This window comes from Nocardioides sp. NPDC054178 (assembly GCF_055585005.1).
On the sequence record NZ_JBVJKY010000004.1, the window covers coordinates 54,697 to 73,565 of the forward strand.

Below are 18,869 nucleotides of genomic sequence, written 5' to 3' on the forward strand. Positions count from 1 at the left end.
TGTCGGCCCGGGGGGCTCCCCCCCCGCGCCCGCCCCCCCCCCCCCCCCGCGCCGCCCCCCCCCCCCCCCCCCCCGCCCACCCCCCCCCGACTCGGCATTCGTTCGCTTTCGGTGGTCGAGCTTGTCGAGACCATCTGTTTCGTGACCGTTCTTCGTGGCTTACGTGGGCCGCCGACCCGATCACGAGGGTCTTCTCGATCTGGACCGGCGTCAAGGACGCCCTGCGGGCGCCGGCTTCGCCGGCCGCTTCGCGGTCCTGGACTCCGGACCAGATCGAGAAAAGACTTGGCTGGCTATCGGGGCGGCGGCCGGGGTGTGGCGCAGCGGATTCATTCCTGCGACGGTTGGTGTTGGTGGGGTGTGAGGGGTGGCCCTTCGGGCCACTTACCATCCACAGGTACGACGCTTTTCGCTCACCGCGAAAACCTCGCTTGATCAGGGAAAATAGATAGTAAAGAGAGCGGTTGAGGCGTAGAATCAGAGCCATCACAACACACTTTGGACGGAGTGACGGCGATGAGTCTCGGGCGCGACATCGACCACTGGGGCACCAACCCCGGTGACGCGATCGACGCTGCCCTGCAGGCCATCGAGATCGCCCTGCACGACCTCCTCGCCAGTGACCCCGCCTATTGGCGCACCAGCCAGAAGAAGGACCTGCTTGAACGGCTGGAGAAACTCCAGGCCATGCAGGCCGCATTGAAGCTGCGGGTCCTCGCATCTGCCGGCGACATCGCGGAAGAGACCGGCGCGAAAGATGCCTCGGCCTGGATGCGGGCCGAGCTGCTCATCGACAAGGGTGCGGCGCGCTCCCAGATCAAACTCGCCACCAAGCTCGCCCAATACGACCTGGTCGCTGCCGGCCTGGCCGGGGGCGTGGTGTCGTTGGACAAGGCCCGGGTGATCACGAGGGCGTTGGACAAGATCAAGACGGACCCGGTCGCTACTGCCGAGGATCTGGTCGTGGCTGAGAAGCTGCTGGTCGAGTACGCGCGCACGTTGACCGTGAACCAGCTGCGGATCGTGGGCAAACGGATCCTGGTCGAGATCGACCCGGTCCGGTTCGAGGACGCCGAAGCCAAGGCGCTGCTGGCTGAGGAGGAACGGGCCCAGCAGAAGACCGCGTTGCGGGTCTGGGACAACCACGACGGCACCATCGGATTCGAAGGTGTACTCCCGACCTCGATGGGGATGCGGTTCAAGCGGATGGTCGAGGCCTACGCCCAGCCCCGCAAACAGCAGCTGGTTGCCAAGGGCAGCCCGTTGCCGCCATGGGAACGGATGATGGGCCAAGGGTTCTCGCGGCTGTTGGAGACCATCGACCCGGCCGCGCTGCCCCGACACGGTGGCGATGCCACTGTGGTCAACGTAGTGATCAGCCTGGAGGAGCTGCGTAAGGACCTCGGGGTCGCGACGTTGGGCTATGACGAGACCAACGGGGCCACGATCAGCGCGGCCGAGGCCCGGCGGATGGCGTGCAACGCGACCATCATCCCGTGGGTGTTGGGTGGTGATGGTGAGGTCCTTGATGCCGGCCGTGCAAGTCGGTTCTTCCAGCCGATCCAGCGCAAGGCGCTGCGGTTGCGGCAGAAGTGCTGTCAGGCCGAGGGGTGTGACATGCCCCCGGAGTGGTGCGATGCCCACCACCTCGATCCGTGGGCCGCGGGTGGGAAGACCGACCTGAAGGACGGGGCCTTGTTGTGCCCGCATCATCACCGGCTGGCGCACAACCCCGCGTATGTTCATGAGCGCCTACCGGATGGGACCATCCGGTTCACCCGCCGCCCCTAACCGGCAGGGTCACCGTCGTGCCGGCCCGCATCCGTACGTGTTCCCCACCCGTGCGGACACTGCCCCACCCGCAATGAGGTTCCCCAGCTTCGGAGGCTGGGGAACCTTCATGCGAGTGGGGAAGTGTCCGGTTGCCTGGGGCATCAGCCCGTGGCGTCCACCCGATCGAGACCTCGAGCTTCCGTGGACACCAGTCAGGACCCCCAAGCCGGCACCCAACTGAATCTGCTGCGCCACACCCTCGCCGCCGACCCGATACAGGCGAAATCTTTCTCGATCGGGTACCGGGTCAAGGATGGCCGCAGGCCACCGCGAAGCGGCGGGCGCAGCCCGTCCTTGACGCGGTGCGTGATCGAGAAACAATCGAAGCAAGGGTCGGCGGCGAACCCCAAGACGGCCGAGCCTACGAGAGGCTAGGGATGCGGCCGAGAGACGTAGGAGTCGGCGTCCGGGGACTGCGCGGTGGGAGCCCGGTGGAAGCCGGGGCGCCCGATCGGGAAGGTCTCCGACATGATGCCGATCCGGTCGCGGGCCATGCCTACGGTCATGCCGGCTCCGTCGCGCAGCTTCTCGTAGGTGGCGGCGGGGTAGCGGCCGACGACGTAGCCGGCTACCCCACCGAGGGCGAAGGTGAAGAGGTTTCGTTTCGTCCTCACTTCTTGTCACCTGCCTTGAACTTTCGCAGGAGCGCCTCGGTGCCCTTCTTGCGGATGACGGTGGTGGCGACGGTGATCGCGACCGGGGTCACGAACGCGGCGACCGCCATGATCCGCTTGCCCCAGGACGACTCCTGCCACTTGGTCTTGGGCGTCGTGCCGTTCCACAGCGAGCGCTGAGCGGTCTTGGCGCGCTCGCCGGTGATCGTTGAGTACGTCATGCCAGTCTCCTTGTGTCGGGGTCGGCTTTCGTCATCCCGTACCCGTGGTGGGTGCGGGTCATGCGGCGATCCCTACGTCGTCGAGCTGTTCACGCAGGTCGTCGATGATCCGGGTCAGGATCCGGGAGACCTGGGTCTGGGTGACACCGATGATCTCGCCGATCTCTGCCTGGCTGCGGTCCTCGATGAAGCGCAGGCGGACGACGCGCTGGTCACGCGGGCAGAGACCGCGGATCGCCTGCTCGAGCGCGAGCCGGGTCTCGCAGTCGGCGAGTCCGCCGTCCACGGAGGGCAGCATGTCGCCGATGGTCGCCTCCCCCGAGGACTGCGCGTCGGTGGTGCGGAGCGGGGCGTCCAGCGACGTGGGGGTGAAGCAGCCGCGGGCGTCGAGGGCCTCGCGTACCTTCTGCTCCGGCACGTGGGCGATCTCGGCCAGCTCGGAGGTGGGCAGGTTGCCCCGCTCCGAGCCGATCCGCAGCAGCGTGCTCTGCAGCTCCTGGATGGGACGCGGCGGGCGCACGGTCCAGCCGTGGTCACGGAACCAGCGCTTCACCTCACCCCGGATCGTGGGCACGGCGTAGGTCAGGAAGTCGTCCGCGCGTTCGGGGTGGAAGCTCTTGGCGGCACGCACCAAAGCGGTGTACGCCACCTGCTCCAAGTCCGCACGGGGGATGCCGCGGCCGGTGTAGCGGTGAGCGATCGAGCGGGCGACCGCAGCGTTCAGCAGGATCACCTCTTCGAGGATCCGGTCCTGCTCCTCACCCTCCGCGGTCTGCGCCTTCGCCAGCAACTCTGAAGTCAGACGCTGTCGCTCGGCCCGGGGTAGGTCTGTCTCGAAAGTCGTCGTCGTCATGTGTAGTTAGTGCCCGGATCGACCGCCTCCAAACGGCTTCGCCGTGACTTTCACCCCGCCGGGTGTGCGTCCTGAAGACCGTGCTCACCCCTGGGGGTGGGAAGCGGGATGCCCAGGCTGTGTCGGGTGGCTGCGGGTACCGGTGCTGGTGACGCAGTGAACGGACACGGCCTGGGAGGAACACCATGAACGAGATGTTCGGCACGAACGGCCTCGACGGCAGGGTCGCCCTGGTGACCGGAGCCGGGAGCGGGCTGGGACGGGCGACGAGTCGCGTGCTCAGTGTCTCCGGGGCCTATGTCGTGGTCAGCGACCGCGATCCCGACGCCGCCAAAGAGACCGTCGCGCTGATCCGTGGTGAGCCGCGGCGTGGGGAGACGGAGGCCGTCGACCTGGACGTGACCTCGCCCTCGGCCGTCGACGACACGGTAGCCGACCTCTCCGAACGGTTCGGGCCGCGGTTCGACCTGCTGATCAACAATGCCGGCACCGACCGCGGCGCGGACCTGGTCGACATCGACGACGAGCAGTGGGACGGGGTCTTCGGCGTCAACGTGGACGGTCCGATGCGACTCTCGCGTGCTTTCGTACGCCACCGGCTCGGGCTCGAGGACGGGCCGGCCCAGCCGGTCGCCGACATCGTCAGCATCGCCTCGATCAGCGCGCTGACGGTGGGCGCGGGCGCTGCGGCGTACAACTCCTCGAAGGCGGCGCTGCTCAAGCTCACCGAGGTGATGCAGACCGAGGCACGCGAGCGGGAGTGGCCGGTGCGGGTGAGCGCGATCAACCCCGCGGCGATGGCCACCCCGATGATGGATCAGTGGGGGCTGCCGCCGGAGCGGATGATGGACCCGACGATCGTGGCGGACCTGATCCGGTTCGCGGTCTCGCTCCCCGAGGAGGCGTGCCTGCAGAGCGCCGTGGTGATGCTGCGCAACGAGGGGTACCCGCGATGAACGACTGGGAAGAGTCACTCGCCGGCGCCCGGGTCGTGGTCACCGGCGGAGCCGGGTTCGTCGGCTCGTGGGTGAGCGAGCGACTCCTGGACGCCGGGGCACAGGTGTGGGTCGTCGACAACATGCTCACCGGCTCGGCCGACAAGATCGCGCATCTCGTGGGCCGCCCCGGCTTCGCGGTCACCATCGCCGACGCCAGCCGCACGATCCCCGACCCCGGCGGCGTCGACCTGGTGATGCACCTGGCCTGCCCGGCCTCGCCGGTGCACTACCAGCGGCTGCCCCTGGAGACGCTCCGGGTGGCGAGCGAGGGCACGGTCAACGCGCTCGAGCTGGCCGCCCGCCACAACGCCCGCTTCGTGCTCACCTCGACCTCCGAGGTCTACGGGGAGCCCGAGGAGCACCCGCAGCGCGAGGAGTACTGGGGTCACGTCAACCCGATCGGCGTACGCAGCGTCTACGACGAGGGCAAGCGGTTCGCGGAGGCGACCACGATGGCCTACGCGCGCGAGCGCGGCGTCGACGTCGGCGTGGCACGTCTCTTCAACACCTATGGACCGCGGATGAGCCTCGATGACGGCCGGGTCGTCCCGGCCTTTCTGGGTCAGGCCCTGGCCGGGATCCCGCTGACGGTCGCCGGTGACGGCTCGCAGACGCGGTCGCTGTGCTGGGTCGAGGACACCGTCGAGGGTCTGCTCCGGCTCGCCTGTGCCGATGTGGCGGGACCGGTCAACATCGGCAACGACCATGAGGTCACCATGCTCGAGCTCGCCCGGTTGGTCATCGAGCTGACCGGCTCCGACTCGCGGATCCATCATGTGGCGCTGCCGGCCGACGACCCGCACGTACGCCGCCCCGACCTGACCCGGGCCCGGCTGCTGCTCGGCTGGGAGCCGGAGATGTCGCTCGAGGAGGGGCTCAAACGGACGGCGCGCTGGCGCGAGGACCTTCCCCTCACCCCGGAAGCAGGCGCAGCGCCGCGTCGTTGACCTCGTCGACACGCAGGCGCAGCAGCGCCGGGTCGGTGACCGAGGCGTGCGGGTCCCCGAGACCGTCGCCACGCCAGAGCGCCAGGTGAGGTCCCGGCGGGGGACCCCAGCGGGAGGGCGGAGTCGGTCCGAACAGGACCACGGAGGGCGTCCCCAGGGCCGAGGCCAGGTGGGCGATCCCGGTGTCGCCGCTGATGAGCAGCCGGGCCGCGCCGACCAGCGAGGCGAGCGCCATCAGATCGGTGCTGCCCGCGATGTTCGCCTCGGCCGCGAGACCGGCCCGGGAGCGTACGTCCTCGGCCAGCTCGCGCTCGGCGGCAGAGCCCGTGACGAGGACGGGGGCGCCGGTGAGCGTCATCCGGGTGGCGACGGCGGCGAACCGGTCCGTCGGCCAGCGGCGGCTCGCGTAGGCGGCGCCGGGGTGGATGAGGATCGCATCGGGGTCGGGAGGCGGCTCCAGAGCGGGAGGCGGGAGCCGGACGTCGTCGGGGTCGGCCTCGGCGCCGAGGGTCGCGGCGAGCAGCCGGCACCAGCGGTGGCGCTCGTGCTCGTCCGGGTCCCAGGAGGGTCCTCCGGGCTCGCCGAAGCCGATCAGCCGGCCGGGGCGAAGGACGCTGAGCAGGTCGCGGGAGGCGGGGCCGTTGCCGTGCAGGTCGATGGCGAGATCCGGGGGAGGCCCCGTCCAGGCGACCGGCTCGAGCTCCTCGGTGGGGACGACCTCGTCGACGACGGCGGCGAGCTCGACCAGCCGGGTCTGGGCCGCGGGCGCCGCGAGCACGATGCGGTGCCGCGGCAGCGCCCGGCGCAGGGCACGCAGCGCCGGCACCCCGGCGAGCAGGTCGCCGAGGCCCAGCGCGCGATAGACGAGCGCCGTCCGCATCAGCCCGGGATGGCCCGCGCGGTCTCGATCAGCGATGTGGTCGAGTGGCCGTCATGGAAGGGCACCACGACCGTTCGTCCGCCCCAGGTCGCCAGCAGGTCGCTCTCGGGGAGGTCGTCCTCGGCGTAGTCACCGCCCTTGACCCAGATGTCGGGGCGGATCCGGCAGAGGACGTGCGTGGGGGTGTCCTCGTCGAAGACGATGACCTCGTCGACGCAGTCGAGCGCTGCCAGCAGCCGCGCGCGGTCCCGCTCGGGGACGACGGGGCGGTCCGCGCCCTTGAGCCGGCGCACCGAGTCGTCGGAGTTGAGGCACACGACCAGGCGGTCACCGAGCCGCCGCGCCGCCTGGAGGGTGGCGACATGCCCCGCGTGCAGGAGGTCGAAGCACCCGCCGGTGGCGACGACCGTGCGGCCCTCTCCGCGTCGCTCGGCGGGACTGAACGAGCCTGCTCCACCCGCGGCCACGAAGTCGCCGGCGGCCTCGATGGCGGTCTTGACGGCGGCCTCGGTGGCCCGGGCGTCGGCGAGGCTCGCCGTCACGGTCGCCGCGAACCGGTCGCCGGCGCCGCAGGTGTCCTGCGGACCGACGTGGTGGGCGGGGATCGCCAGCGGCCCGTTCTCGCCCTCGGCCAGGACGGCTCCGTCCGCGCCGAGGGTGACGCAGACGGCCCGGGCCCGCCAGGCGTGCATCAGCGCGATCGCGTGCTCGCTCGCACCGGTGCCCGCGGCCTGGCCGGCGAAGGCGGCGGCCTCGGCCCGGTTGGGGGTGGCGAGGCGTACGCCGGGGACCGGTGCCTCCCCGCGCGGATGCGGGTCCCAGACGACGGGGGTGGACGTGGTCGCGGCGATGCTGCTCAGGGCTCGACGGAGGTCGCTCGCGCTCGAGAGCCCCTGCCCGTAGTCGGAGACGAGGATCGCGTCGGCGCCGTCGATCGCGTCGAGCGCGTCGGGAGGAAGGGGCTCGATGGCGCCGCAGGCGCCCTCGTCGAGCCGCGCGACCGGCCGCTGCTCGGCGATGATCCGGCGCTTGACCGGGGTGCTGCCGTCCTGCGGGACGGCGAGGACCGTGACCCCGGCGTCGCGGCACAGCTCGTGGATGCGCGAGCCCGCCGGGTCGGCCGCGAGCGCGGTCACCAGGACCACGTCGTGACCGTCGGCGGCGGCCAGGGCCGCTGCCAGGCCGGCTCCGCCGGCGCGCATGCGTTCTCTCGGAGCGTCGATCACCGGCGCGTTCGCCTCGGGCAGGCTGCGGCGTACGTCTCCGGTGACGTCCACGTCGAGCAGGACGTCGCCGACGACGACCATCCGCACGCTCATCGCAGCACCTCCAGGTCCTCGACGGACGTCTGCGTCGGCGCGCCGATGCCGAGCTCGCGGTCGAGGGCGGCACACATGATGTGCAGCGCCACGAGGTGCATCTCCTGCACGGTGGCGGTGAAGCGGGCCTCGACGGAGCAGTGCTCGTCGGAGAGGTCGGCCAGCGGGTTGGGGACCGGACCGGTCATCGACCAGATCCGCAGCCCCGCCCGGCGCCCGCGACGCGCGGCGGCGAGCAGGTTGCCGCTGCGACCGCTGGTGGACATCAGGACGAGTACGTCACCGGGCCGGCCGTGCGCCTCGACCTGACGGGCGAAGAGCTCCTCGGGCGGGTAGTCGTTGCCGATGGCGGTCAGGCTGGACGTCTCCGCGGAGAGACAGATCGCCGAGAAGGGGGCGCGGTCCTCACGGTAGCGACCGACCAGCTCGGCGGTCAGATGCTGGGCCTGGGCGGCGCTTCCCCCGTTGCCGGCGGCGAGGAGCCTGCCGCCGGACTCGAGGACCGGCGCGAGGCGTACGCCCCAGTCGTCGGCGATGTCGACGCAGCCGTCGAACCTCCGCAGAGTCTGGCTCAGCTCGGCGAGGTGTTCGTGGGCGCATGGGGTCGGTGTCATCTGACTGCCTCCTTCGCATCGGTGACGGGGGTGGACCTGGCGGGTCGGGTGACCCGCTCGTAGAGATCCTCGGTGGCAGCCAGGACGTGGTGCCGGTCGTACAGCTCGACCGCGCGCCGCCGACCGGCGTCGCCGTAGCGCCGTCGGCGCTCGGGGTCGCGCAGCAGGGCGGCGAGGACCCGGGCCAGCTCGACGGGGTCCCGCGGTCTCACCAGGTCGCCGGTGACGCCGGGCACCACGGTGTCGAGGAGCCCGCCGACGGCTGAGCCGACCACCGGGCGGCCACAGGCCATCGCCTCGACCGGAACGATCCCGAAGGGCTCGTACCAGGGCACGGTGACCACGGCGTCGCTGCTGCGGATCAGGCCGGGCACGTCGTCCCGGTCGACACTGCCGAGGAAGGTCGTGCGGCCGATGACATGGTGTCGATCGGCGCTCTGCTGCAGTCGCAGCGCCTCCGGATCGGAGTCGAGGTCCTTGCGCGACGGGCCGCCGGCGATGACCAGCTCGACGTCGAGCCCCTCACCGTGGACGAGGTGGGCGAGGGCCTCGATCGCGTTGCCGATCCCCTTGCGAGGCACCATCCTGCCCAGCACGAGCAGCCGGAGCCGGTCGGCGAGCCGGCCGGGTCCGGGACGGAACAGATCGGTGTCGACACCGCAGGGGATGACCGTCGCGCGGCCGTCGGGCAGGCCGAGGCGGCGGAGCTCGCGGACCTCGTCGGTGCAGGTGGCGATGACGGTGTCGGCCTCGAGGCACAGCCGGCGCTCGTGGTCGATCCGCTCGGGCGGGCTGGTGTCGGCCTCACCCTGCTGGCGGCGCTTGACGGAGCCGAGGGCATGGAAGGACTGCACCAGCGGTACGCCCTGCTCCCGGACGCCGGCGAGGGAGGCCAGCCCGCTCATCCAGAAGTGGGCGTGGACCAGATCGGGCGGCTCGAGGAGCCACGACTCCTGGAGCCGCCTGGACAGCTCCGGGATGTAGGGGAGGAGGTCGTCCTTGGCGACCTCGGCCGGCGGGCCGGCCGGGACGTGCTCGACCACGTAGCCGTCGGTGCTGACGCGGGCCGGCGTGCCGAGGTCGTCGCGCCGGGTGTAGACGGTCACGTCGTGCCCGCCCTCGGCCAGACCGGCGGCCAGGGCGGCGACGTGGACGTTCTGCCCGCCGGCGTCCTCACCCCCGAGGGCGGCGAGCGGGTTGGCATGTTCGGAGACGAGTGCGATGCGCATCAGCGGCTTCTTCCCACGAGTTCGGGCGGACGTACGCCGAGGGTGACGAGGCCGGTGACGACATCGTCGGGCGTGACGCTGGTCAGGCACGGGTGCCCGGGCACGGGGCACTCGCGGGCGCGGGTGTCGCGGCAGGGAGCGTGCTGGTCGCCGAGGAGCACACGGTCGACGCCGTAGGGTGCCCAGCGCTCGGCGCTGATCGTGGGGGCGTAGAGCGAGACGACGGGGGTGCCGACGGCGGCGGCCAGGTGGGCGGGGCCGGTGTTGCCGACCACGACCGCCTCGGCGCGCTCGAGAACGCCGGCGAGCTCGCCGAGGCCGAGAGCCCCGCCGAGATCGGTGCCGAGGTCTGTGCCGAGGTCCGTGCCGCCACCGCCTGCGACGTACGCCGTCAGCTGCCGCTCCTCGGCGTCGCCGGTCACGACGACACCGAGCCCGAGCGCTCGCAGCTGCTCGCCCAGGCGGCGGAAGTGCTGCGCCGGCCAGGCGCGTGCGGGTGCCGAGGTGCCCGGGTGAAGGACGACGTACGGCACCGGAAGGTCCGCGGGAGCCCGACCGGCACGAACGGCCAACCGACCCTCGTCACCGTCGGGAAGCCGGCCGCCGCAGGCGGTGGCGACGGCGAGCGCCCGTTCGGGCTCGGGGATCTCCTCGTCGACCCGCACCCGGTGGTCCAGCAGCGATCCGGGGTAGTCGGTGCTCACCGCGGCCACGCGGCCGATCCCGGCCAGTCTCAGGACGAGCGCGGTGGGCAGCGGCGACTGGTGGAAGCTGGTGAGGATCGCCGCGCGGTCGAACGAGCCGGCCTCGATCCGTTTGCGGAGCAGGTCGACCTCGGCGGGGTCGACCGGCGGCGGGTCGGCCACGATCCACGGCGCCTCCCAGCACAGCACCTCGTCGACCCCCGGCAACAGCTCCGCGGCCGCCCGGCCCCGCGGGCCGCACAGCATCGTCACGTGGTCGCTGGTCGCGGCCAGCGCGCGCACGGCGGGGCCGGCGAGCAGCACGTCGCCCATCGAGTCCAGGCGTACGACGAGGGTCCTCACCACGCGCCGCCCAGCATCTGGTCCACGGCCTGGACGAGACCGGCGGACGTGCGGGGCGCGGCGGCGACCTCTTCGCGACGGGTCTGCATCGTCGGGACCAGGATGCCGCTCACGCCGGCGCTCCTGGCGGCGTCGATGTCGCTGCCGATGTCGCCGACCATCACCGCTCGGTCGGGATGCACACCGGTGTCGGCCAGCGCCTGTTTGATCAGGTCAGGGCCGGGTTTGCGGCACTCGCAGCGGTCGTCGGGGGAGTGCGGGCAACGGAGCACCGCCTCGAACGGGCCGAGCAGCTCGGCGATCCGCTCGTCGACGGCGTCGGCCTGCTGCTCGCTGATGAAGCCGCGGCCGATACCGGACTGGTTGGTCACGATCATGAGCCGGACACCCTCTGCCCGGAGGCGGTCGAGGGCCTCGCGGACACCGGGCAGCGGGCGTACCAGAGCGGGGTGGCCGTTGTAGGGGACGTCCTCGATCAGGGTGCCGTCGCGGTCGAGCAGGACCAGCTCCGGGATCCCTCGCCACGGCTTCGCCCCGTGGTGGAGACGTACGCCTCGGAGCAGATGCCACGTCGCGGCCGCCGGGATCGCGGCGCTGGTCAGCAGCATGCGCCGGATCTCGTCGGCGGTCCCCGGCCCGGCGGCGATGCGGTGGCGGGCGAGCTCGGCGGTGCCGGCGAGCCAGCCCAGGGCCCCCACGGCAGCCGGCAGCCGCCGCCGCGACAGCAGACCGGCCACGGCAAGAGCCGCGGAGGCGGTGATGGCCAGGTGCGCCTTCCGACGCCCCTCGGGAGCCCTCGCGCGCTCGTGCCAGCCGGGCCCGTGGATCGCCCACATCAAGATGTCGTCGGCGTTGCCCGCCTGGGCCCGCAGGCTCGCCCAGTCGTCGGCGGGCCGCACGGGATGGGTCACGTGCCGGCTGCCGGTGACGATCCGGCCGCGGCCGGCGTCGAGGCGCAGGGCCAGGTCGGCGTCCTCGCGGAACGCCCGGCGGAAGCGCTCGTCGAACCCGCCCGCCGCCGCGATCCGCTCGCGGCGGTAGCTCATGTCGGCGGTGATCCATGCCGAGCTCTCCAGGCCCGCCGTGCCGCGCTCCCAGTCGGTGGGGGGACGATCCTCGGGGAGCGGGACGGTGAGCCGTCCCTGGCTCCCGGCGATCTGCTGCTCGGGATAGTCCTCGAGCAGGCGCAGGTCGGCGATGAGGTCGCGATACCAGGACACGTCCGGCACCACGTCGTCGTCGAGGAACGAGACCCAGGGCGTGCGGGTGTGCCGCCAGCCGATGTTGCGGGCGCGGGCCGGGCCGCCGCCTCCGGTCCGGACGACCTCGACGTCGACGGCCCTGTCCTCGAGGACCAGATCGTCCCCGTCGGGACGGTCGTCGACGACGATCACGGGGTGGTGCAGCGGGACGGTCTGGTTCGCCAGCGCGTCCAGGAGCACTCCCAGGCTCGGCCGGCCCAGGGTCGGGATGACGATCGTGGTCTCGATGGTCATGAGAACGTCCTTGCGCGTCGAACGACGAAGGGGCCGATGGCGAGCAGGTCGATCGGCGCCGACCCGAAGCACTCCAGGGCGTCCTGCGGCGAGTCGACCATCGGCCGGCCGGCGGTGTTGAGGCTGGTGTTGATCACGACCGGAAGCCCGGAGCGGGCCTCGAAGTGCTTCAGCATCCGCGCCACCAGCGGCTCGTCCTCGGGATCCACGGTCTGGACCCGGGCGGTGCCGTCGACGTGGGTCACCGCCGGGATCACCGCATGCCACTCGGCAGCGACGTCGTGGACGAAGAGCATGTACGGCGAGGGCAGCGGCCCGCGCTCGAAGATGTCCGCGGCACGCTCGGCGAGCACCATCGGCGCCACCGGCCGGAACTGCTCGCGACCCTTGACGTCGTTGATCCGCTCGAGGTTCTCCTGGCGTCCGGGGTGGGCGAGCAGCGAGCGGTGCCCGAGCGCGCGCGGACCGAACTCGCTGCGCCCCTGGAACCAGGCGACGATCCCGTTCTCGGCGAGCGCCTCGGCCACGGTCGCGGCGAGGTCGTCGGGACGCTCGTAGGCCACCCGGGCCGTACGCAGCGTCGCCTCGATCTCCTCCTCCGGCCAGTCACGCCCGAGGGCGGCGCCGGGCATGGGGTCGAGGACGTCGCCGTTGTCGGCGGCGAGCTGCAGGGCGGCGCCGAGCGCCGTGCCGGCGTCCCCTGCGGCCGGCTGGACCCAGATGTTCTCGTAGCCGCTGTGCTCGGCCAGGGTGGTGTTGGCGACGCAGTTGAGCGCCACCCCGCCGGCGAGCGTCAGGTGGCTGCCACCGGTCCGTGCGCGCAGCCAGCGGGCCAGCTCGACCAGGACCTCCTCGAAGCGCAGCTGCACGCTCGCGGCCAGATCGGCATGGTCGGCGGTCCACTCCTCGCCCGGCCGCAGCCGTGGCGCCAGGGTGGACCAGTCGATGGGCTCGGTGACGAAGCCGCCGTCGCCGGTGAGCCGGATCCGCTCGGTCAGCTCGTCGATCCGGTGCCCGCTGGAGGCGAGCGGCTTGCCGTAGGAGGCGAGCGCCATCACCTTGTACTCGTCGTTGGCGCGCAGGAACCCCAGATGCTCGGTGAGCTCCTCGAAGACGAGCCCGAGCGAGTGCGGAAGCTCCTGGGTGCGCAGGGTCGTCAGCGACCCGCGCTCGTCGTAGCGGCCGGCGAGGTGGCTGTGGCACTCGCCGCGGCCGTCGAGGACGAGCACGTCGGCGCCGTCGGCCACGTACGGCGAGGCCAGCGCCGCGGAGGCGGCGTGGGCGACGTGGTGCGGCACGAAGCGTACGGCGGCCGGGTCCAGCCCGGGCAGGATGTTGCCCAGGAAGTCGGGTGCGTGGGAGGCGTACGTCTGGCGGAGGCCGTCCCACGGGTCGTGCAGCCCCATCTCCTCGGCCGGCCGTGCCAGGGAGGAGTCGTAGGAGTACGCCACCGCGTCCAGGTCCCCGGGTTCGAGCCCGGCCTCGTCCAGGCACCAGCGGATCGCGTGGTCCGGGAGCTCCCAGGCCGCGAACGGCACCGGCCGGTGACCGTGCTTGCGGCGCGAGAAACGCTCCTCCTCGGTCGCGGCGACCGTGACCCCGTCGACGACGAGCGCTGCGCTGGGATCGTGGAAGAGGGCGTTGACGCCAAGGACCTTCATCGGTGCTGCCTTCCGGGGCGGAGAGAGATGCGAAGTGATCCGGGTACCCGGGGCGAGCCGCTTTGAACCGCCTCCCCGGCGAACTTCACCTGCCTGCTCGCATCACCGAAGGTGCTTTCGGGCACCGACAGGAAATGAGAATCCTGATCTGGCACGTGCACGGCTCCTGGACGACGGCGTTCGTGCACGGTTGCCACGACTACCTCCTCCCGACCACCCCCGACCGTGGCCCCGACGGTCTCGGCCGTGCCCGGACCTGGGACTGGCCCGCGGCGGCCCGGGAGGTGAGCAGCGAGGCCCTCGCCGAGGAGGAGGTCGACCTCGTCATCCTGCAGCGTCCGCACGAGGTCGAGCTGGCCGAGAAGTGGCTCGGCGGGCGGCGTCCGGGCCGCGACCTGCCGGCCGTCTACCTGGAGCACAACACTCCGGCCGGGGCGGTCCCCGACACCCGCCACCCGATGGCGGGCGGGGGCGTCCCGATCGTGCACGTGACCGGCTTCAACGACCTGCTGTGGGACTGCGACGGCACCCCGACGACCGTGATCGAGCACGGCATCGTCGACCCCGGCCGCCGCTACACCGGTGACATCGAGCGCCCCGGGGTGGTCGTCAACGACCCGGTGCGCCGCGGCCGCACCGTGGGCGCCGACCTCATCCCGGTGCTGGCCGAGGGCGTCGGCGCCGATGTCTTCGGCATGCGCGTCGAGCACCTGCCCGCGCACCGCGGGCTGCGGACCTTCGAGAACCTGACGCAGCTCGACCTGCACGACCACCTCCCGCGGCGTCGCGTGTACGTCCACCTCAACCGCTGGACCTCGCTGGGGCTCTCCCTGATCGAGGCGATGCATCTGGGCATGCCGGTCGTCGCCCTGGCCACGACCGAGACCCCGCTCGCGGTGCCGCACGAGGCCGGCTTCGTGACCACCCGCCGCGACGAGATCGTCCCGGCCGTACGCCACCTGATGAAGGATCCCGACGTCGCCGAGGAGGCCGGGCTCATCGGGCGCCGGCACGCGAGGAGGCGCTACGGCCTGGAGAGGTTCCTCGACGAGTGGGACGACGTGCTCGGGTGGGTCCTCACCGGCAGCACCGCGTGAGACGGGGTGCGATCAGGGCGGGCGCCGGGCATGTGAGGCGTCGGAGCGGGGTACGGGAGAACGAGCTCTGTCCCCGACCGAAGGACCGCTATGACTGACACGCCGAGCCCCGGCGCCTCTGAGCAGACCGAGTGGCTGACCACCTCGGGCGGTGTGCGCCTGCGCGAGACCGACAAGTCCCTCAAGGCGGGCGAGCGCGGCCCGACCCTGCTCCAGGACCACCACCTGCGCGAGAAGATCACCCACTTCGACCACGAGCGGATTCCCGAACGCGTCGTCCATGCCCGCGGAGCCGGTGCGCACGGCACGTTCACGGCGTACGGAACGGCCGAGACCGTGACCAGCGCCGGCTTCCTCGCCGAGGGCCGGGAGACGCCGGTCTTCGTGCGGTTCTCCACGGTGCTGGGCTCGCGCGGCAGCGCGGACACGGTGCGCGACACCCGCGGGTTCGCGACGAAGTTCTACACCGAGGAAGGCACCTTCGACCTCGTCGGCAACAACATTCCGGTCTTCTTCATCCAGGACGGCATCAAGTTCCCCGACGTCATCCACGCCGGCAAGCCGCACCCCGACCGCGAGATCCCGCAGGCCCAGTCGGCGCACGACACCTTCTGGGACTTCGTCTCGCTGCACACCGAGGCCCAGCACCACACGCTGTGGAACATGTCCGACCGCGGCATCCCGCGCTCCTACCGGATGATGGAGGGCTTCGGCGTCCACACCTTCCGGCTCGTCAACGCCGAGGGGAGGACGAGCCTGGTCAAGTTCCACTGGAAGCCGAAGCTCGGCGTGCACGGTCTGCTCTGGGAGGAGGCCCAGATGCTCGGCGGGTTCGACCCGGACTTCCACCGTCGTGACCTCGCCGAGGCGATCGAGGCCGGCGCCCACCCCGAGTGGGAGCTGGGCATCCAGGTCTTCCCGGACACCCCGGAGCAGACGTACGAGGGGATCGACCTGCTCGACCCGACCAAGCTGGTTCCCGAGGAGATCGCGCCGGTCCAGAGGATCGGACGCCTGGTCCTCGACCGGAACCCCACCAACTACTTCGCCGAGACCGAGCAGGTCGCCTTCCACGTCGGCAACCTGGTGCCCGGCATCGACGTCACCGACGACTCCCTGATGCAGGCGCGGCTCTTCTCCTACGTCGACACCCAGCTGACCAGGCTCGGCGGGCCGAACTTCAACCAGATCCCGATCAACCGGCCGCACGCGCCGGTCAACGACATGCTGCGCGACGGGTTCCACCAGGACGAGGTGCACCGTGGGGTGGCGCCCTACCACCCCAACTCGCTCGACGGCGGCTGTCCGTTCCTGGCCGGCGACCCGCAGGGAGCCTTCCTGGACAACCCGGTGACGGTGCCCGAGACGACCAAGCAGCGTACGCAGCCGGCCTCGTTCGACGACCACTACAGCCAGGCGCGGCTCTTCTGGCTGTCGATGACCCCGGTCGAGAAGCAGCACATCGTCGCCGCGTACGCCTTCGAGCTGGGCAAGGTCGAGGAGCAGGAGATCCGGGCGCGACAGCTCCAGTGCCTGGCCGAGATCGCCCCCGACCTGTGCGGCGGGGTCGCCACGGCCCTCGGTCTGGAGGCCCCCTCGCCGACGGGCGAGCTCGCCGACCCGGAGCCGAGCCCGGCCCTGTCGATGCTCGGCGGCTCCTATCCGCCGGACGGACGGGTCGTCGGGATCGTCGTCGGCCCCGAGAGCCCGGCCGACGAGGTCGACGGGCTGCGGACGGCGCTCCTCGGCTCGGGGATGACGCCGATGCTCATCGCCCCGACGGCCGCGCCGCTGGGCGGAGAGGTGGCCGTGCAGCGTACGTTCTCGACGGCTCGCTCCGTCGAGTACGACGCGCTCGTGGTCGCCGACGGGGCCGCGACCGTCGCCTCGGACGCGCACGTCCTCCTGCTGGTCGAGGAGATCTTCCGCCACGGCAAGGCGCTGCTGGCCTGGGGGAACGGGGTCGAGGTCATCGCGACGGCCGGGATCGCGGTCACCGCGCCGGGGGTCAAGGGCGAGGAGTCCGCCTCGATGGCCGCGGCCGAGCTTCCCGACCTGCTCGCCGCGCACCGCTCCTGGGAGCGGTTCGCGCTCTCCTGAAGGTTTGCCGAACCGGGGAGGTTTACGGGCGCCCGAACTGGGTACCGGGTGGAGTGTACGAACGAGAGAACTCACGAGGAGTGATCCGCAGGCCAACTCAGTGCAGGGAGCCGACGAAGCAAGTCCCTGCTCCGTAGCCGCTCGGACGACAAGGTCTGAGCATCCCCCGCAACAACTACACACAGAGGTGAGAACGACATGGCACTACTTCTCTGGCTGATCGCGGCAGTCCTGGTCATCGGCGGCATCTTGGCGCTGGTCCGAGGCCAAATTCTTTGGGGCGCGGTCCTCATCATCGTCGGCCTGCTGGTCGGCCCTGGTGGGGTCAGCATCTTCACATAGACACCATGCGGCCCGGTGCCCTTCGGGGCCCCGGGCCGGGTGGCGTCCAGCGTGAAGCGAAGACGAGAGGAACGACCATGGGTAAGTGCGTCACGTGCGGCAACGACTATGACGAGAGCTTCGAGGTGACGACGGCCTCGGGCGAGCGCCACGTCTTCGACTCGATCGAGTGTGCCGTGGCGGTGGTCGCGCCCGTGTGCGTCAACTGCGGCACCCGCATCCTCGGGCACGGGGTGCAGAACGAGCAGCACATGTTCTGCTGCGCCCACTGTGCCAACGCGTTCGGCGTGACGGGCGTGAGCGACCGGGTCACCAGCGGCTCCTGAGGCATCGGGTCCGGATCGAAAACCTCAGCGCCCTGCGAACCGCAGGGCGCTGTGGTGCTCGTGGGCCAGCCGACGCAGGCAGAGCAGATACTCCCCGAGGACGACCTGCCCCAAAACCATCTGCTCCATCATCGCCTCGCGGTCCTGGATGTCGTCGATCTGGCCCAGCTCGTAGGCTGCGATCGCATCGACGAGGGGGAGATAGGTCGCCGCGCCCTCGGGGTCGGTGGGCAGACCGCTGTCGAGGATGACCCCGATGATGCCGGCGAGGTGCTCGCGCTCGGGGGCATCGGCCCTGACCTCGGTCCATCCCGCCTGGGCGATGATCCCGTCGGCGAGGTCGCGGGTGTGCTCGCCCCCGGCCGCGGGCACGGTCGTCTCGACACGGAGCGCGTCGCAGGCCTTGCCGAACATGTCGTGCACCGAGGCGGTGCGGTCCTGGGTCGCGTCGACCAGCGCCTTGAGCGCCCCGACCGGGACGGCGCCGACATCGCGGAGCACGCGGAGCAGGCGCAGGCGGCGTACGTGCCGCTCGTCGTAGTCGGCCAGGCGCTCGGAGAGCTTCCTGCCGGGGGAGAGGAGGCCCTCGCGTACGTAGTACTTGATCGTCGCGACGCTCACGCCGGTCGAGTCGGCGAGCTCGGAGATCCGCATGGTTCCTCCGGGAACTGGTTGACAGCGGTGCTGGATAGGAGCACTATCCTATACTAGATACTATCGCTATCCAGTCAGGAGGACGGGGATGTCGAAGATCGCCCGGGGCTATCGAGAGGCTCCTGAGAACGTTCCGGACGGCGTCACGCCCGGGCACAGCGTCGCGGACGTCGGCGCCGATGAGGTCGTCGTGTTCCTGATCGGGATGCGCGTCCACCGCTGGCACAAGATGCGGAGCTGGTTCCCCGTCTTCGTCGCGATGCCGAGAATGCTCGCGGAGCTCGCCCAGAACAGGGAGCTGGGGCTGCTCGCCGCGCGCAGCTACTGGTCGGGAAGGGTGCTGCTGACGGTGCAGTACTGGCGCAGCGTCGAGGATCTCGGCCGGTTCGCCAAGGACCCGTCCCTCTCGCACGCTCCCGCCTGGGCCGCGTTCAACCGGCACGCCGCCTCGACCGGCGACATCGGGATCTGGCACGAGACCTACCGGGTCCCGGCCGACCAGGTCGAGACGCTCTACGGCAACATGCCGGCCTTCGGCCTCGGTGCCGCACTCGGCGTCGTCGAGCGGTCCGCCGGGCCTCGGAACAGGACCCACGAGCGGATGGGCTCCACCCGCCCGGAGTACGTCGAGAGGTGACC

General features: G+C 71.3%; 19 protein-coding genes. 8 read left to right on the plus strand and 11 right to left on the minus strand.

The genetic code is table 11. The features are described 5' to 3' along the window. The first annotated feature begins 516 nt into the window (after positions 1-516). A complete protein-coding gene (locus ACZ6WN_RS16210) occupies positions 517-1,791 on the plus strand; it encodes an HNH endonuclease signature motif containing protein (protein ID WP_465865920.1) in 1,275 nt (424 codons plus the stop codon). A gap of 413 nt (positions 1,792-2,204) precedes the next feature. Here ACZ6WN_RS16210 and ACZ6WN_RS16215 read toward each other — a convergent pair whose 3' ends face one another. The 3 genes from ACZ6WN_RS16215 to ACZ6WN_RS16225 are packed head-to-tail and all read right to left on the minus strand — an operon-like array spanning position 2,205 to position 3,521. Then, positions 2,205-2,447 carry a hypothetical protein gene (locus ACZ6WN_RS16215; protein ID WP_465865922.1) on the minus strand — a complete coding sequence of 81 codons (243 nt, stop codon included), beginning with the start codon at positions 2,445-2,447 and terminating at the stop codon, positions 2,205-2,207. Then, positions 2,444-2,668: a hypothetical protein gene (locus tag ACZ6WN_RS16220; RefSeq protein ID WP_465865923.1), complete on the minus strand. Its 225-nt coding sequence runs from the start codon at positions 2,666-2,668 to the stop codon at positions 2,444-2,446. Before ACZ6WN_RS16220 ends, ACZ6WN_RS16215 begins: the two co-directional genes overlap by 4 nt. Before the next feature lie 58 nt (positions 2,669-2,726). Next, positions 2,727-3,521 (minus strand): sigma-70 family RNA polymerase sigma factor, encoded by a 795-nt coding sequence (locus ACZ6WN_RS16225; RefSeq protein ID WP_465865924.1) that lies wholly within the window; start codon positions 3,519-3,521, stop codon positions 2,727-2,729. Positions 3,522-3,706: 185 nt separating this feature from the next. On the opposite strand from ACZ6WN_RS16225, the gene ACZ6WN_RS16230 reads away from it, so the two are divergent. Both ACZ6WN_RS16230 and ACZ6WN_RS16235 read left to right on the plus strand, forming a co-directional pair. Next, positions 3,707-4,477: an SDR family oxidoreductase gene (locus tag ACZ6WN_RS16230; protein ID WP_465865926.1), complete on the plus strand. Its 771-nt coding sequence runs from the start codon at positions 3,707-3,709 to the stop codon at positions 4,475-4,477. Next, positions 4,474-5,466, plus strand: a complete 993-nt coding sequence (locus tag ACZ6WN_RS16235; RefSeq protein WP_465865928.1) for a UDP-glucuronic acid decarboxylase family protein — start codon at positions 4,474-4,476, stop codon at positions 5,464-5,466. The genes ACZ6WN_RS16230 and ACZ6WN_RS16235 overlap by 4 nt, the downstream gene beginning before the upstream one ends. On the opposite strand, the gene ACZ6WN_RS16240 is transcribed toward ACZ6WN_RS16235, so the two are convergent. From ACZ6WN_RS16240 to ACZ6WN_RS16270, 7 genes are read right to left on the minus strand one after another with little or no spacing between them, the layout of a single operon-like run. Further along, positions 5,432-6,346 carry a glycosyltransferase family 9 protein gene (locus ACZ6WN_RS16240; RefSeq protein ID WP_465865929.1) on the minus strand — a complete coding sequence of 305 codons (915 nt, stop codon included), beginning with the start codon at positions 6,344-6,346 and terminating at the stop codon, positions 5,432-5,434. The two genes, ACZ6WN_RS16235 and ACZ6WN_RS16240, sit on opposite strands and share 35 nt — an antisense overlap. Continuing rightward, the gene (gene rfaE2 / locus ACZ6WN_RS16245; protein ID WP_465865931.1) at positions 6,346-7,665 is read right to left on the minus strand and encodes a D-glycero-beta-D-manno-heptose 1-phosphate adenylyltransferase; all 1,320 of its coding nucleotides are present in this window, start codon (positions 7,663-7,665) and stop codon (positions 6,346-6,348) included. Before rfaE2 ends, ACZ6WN_RS16240 begins: the two co-directional genes overlap by 1 nt. Next, entirely contained in the window at positions 7,662-8,279 is a 618-nt protein-coding gene (locus ACZ6WN_RS16250; RefSeq protein ID WP_465865932.1) for a D-sedoheptulose-7-phosphate isomerase, read from the minus strand. The genes rfaE2 and ACZ6WN_RS16250 overlap by 4 nt, the downstream gene beginning before the upstream one ends. Then, positions 8,276-9,508: a glycosyltransferase gene (locus ACZ6WN_RS16255; protein ID WP_465865934.1), complete on the minus strand. Its 1,233-nt coding sequence runs from the start codon at positions 9,506-9,508 to the stop codon at positions 8,276-8,278. The genes ACZ6WN_RS16250 and ACZ6WN_RS16255 overlap by 4 nt, the downstream gene beginning before the upstream one ends. After that, positions 9,508-10,554, minus strand: a complete 1,047-nt coding sequence (locus ACZ6WN_RS16260; RefSeq protein WP_465865935.1) for a glycosyltransferase family 9 protein — start codon at positions 10,552-10,554, stop codon at positions 9,508-9,510. Before ACZ6WN_RS16260 ends, ACZ6WN_RS16255 begins: the two co-directional genes overlap by 1 nt. After that, complete coding sequence (locus ACZ6WN_RS16265) at positions 10,551-12,050, minus strand: HAD-IIIA family hydrolase (RefSeq protein WP_465865937.1); 1,500 nt, start codon at positions 12,048-12,050, stop codon at positions 10,551-10,553. The genes ACZ6WN_RS16260 and ACZ6WN_RS16265 overlap by 4 nt, the downstream gene beginning before the upstream one ends. Continuing rightward, positions 12,047-13,711, minus strand: a complete 1,665-nt coding sequence (locus tag ACZ6WN_RS16270) for a carbamoyltransferase family protein (protein WP_465865939.1) — start codon at positions 13,709-13,711, stop codon at positions 12,047-12,049. Before ACZ6WN_RS16270 ends, ACZ6WN_RS16265 begins: the two co-directional genes overlap by 4 nt. A 134-nt stretch (positions 13,712-13,845) precedes the next feature. On the opposite strand from ACZ6WN_RS16270, the gene ACZ6WN_RS16275 reads away from it, so the two are divergent. From ACZ6WN_RS16275 to ACZ6WN_RS16290, 4 genes are all read left to right on the plus strand, one after another. Then, positions 13,846-14,808, plus strand: a complete 963-nt coding sequence (locus ACZ6WN_RS16275; protein ID WP_465865940.1) for a glycosyltransferase — start codon at positions 13,846-13,848, stop codon at positions 14,806-14,808. 90 nt (positions 14,809-14,898) lie between these two features. Beyond that, positions 14,899-16,908 (plus strand): catalase, encoded by a 2,010-nt coding sequence (locus tag ACZ6WN_RS16280; RefSeq protein ID WP_465865942.1) that lies wholly within the window; start codon positions 14,899-14,901, stop codon positions 16,906-16,908. 198 nt (positions 16,909-17,106) lie between these two features. Further along, the gene (locus ACZ6WN_RS16285; RefSeq protein ID WP_357339321.1) at positions 17,107-17,250 is read left to right on the plus strand and encodes a GPGG-motif small membrane protein; all 144 of its coding nucleotides are present in this window, start codon (positions 17,107-17,109) and stop codon (positions 17,248-17,250) included. A 77-nt stretch (positions 17,251-17,327) separates the two neighbouring features. After that, entirely contained in the window at positions 17,328-17,576 is a 249-nt protein-coding gene (locus tag ACZ6WN_RS16290) for a hypothetical protein (RefSeq protein WP_465865944.1), read from the plus strand. 24 nt (positions 17,577-17,600) lie between these two features. Here the strand turns inward: ACZ6WN_RS16290 and ACZ6WN_RS16295 are convergent, their stop codons facing one another. Then, positions 17,601-18,230, minus strand: a complete 630-nt coding sequence (locus ACZ6WN_RS16295; RefSeq protein WP_465865946.1) for a MerR family transcriptional regulator — start codon at positions 18,228-18,230, stop codon at positions 17,601-17,603. An 88-nt stretch (positions 18,231-18,318) separates the two neighbouring features. On the opposite strand from ACZ6WN_RS16295, the gene ACZ6WN_RS16300 reads away from it, so the two are divergent. Next, positions 18,319-18,867: a DUF4188 domain-containing protein gene (locus ACZ6WN_RS16300; RefSeq protein ID WP_465865947.1), complete on the plus strand. Its 549-nt coding sequence runs from the start codon at positions 18,319-18,321 to the stop codon at positions 18,865-18,867. Positions 18,868-18,869: the final 2 nt, after the last annotated feature.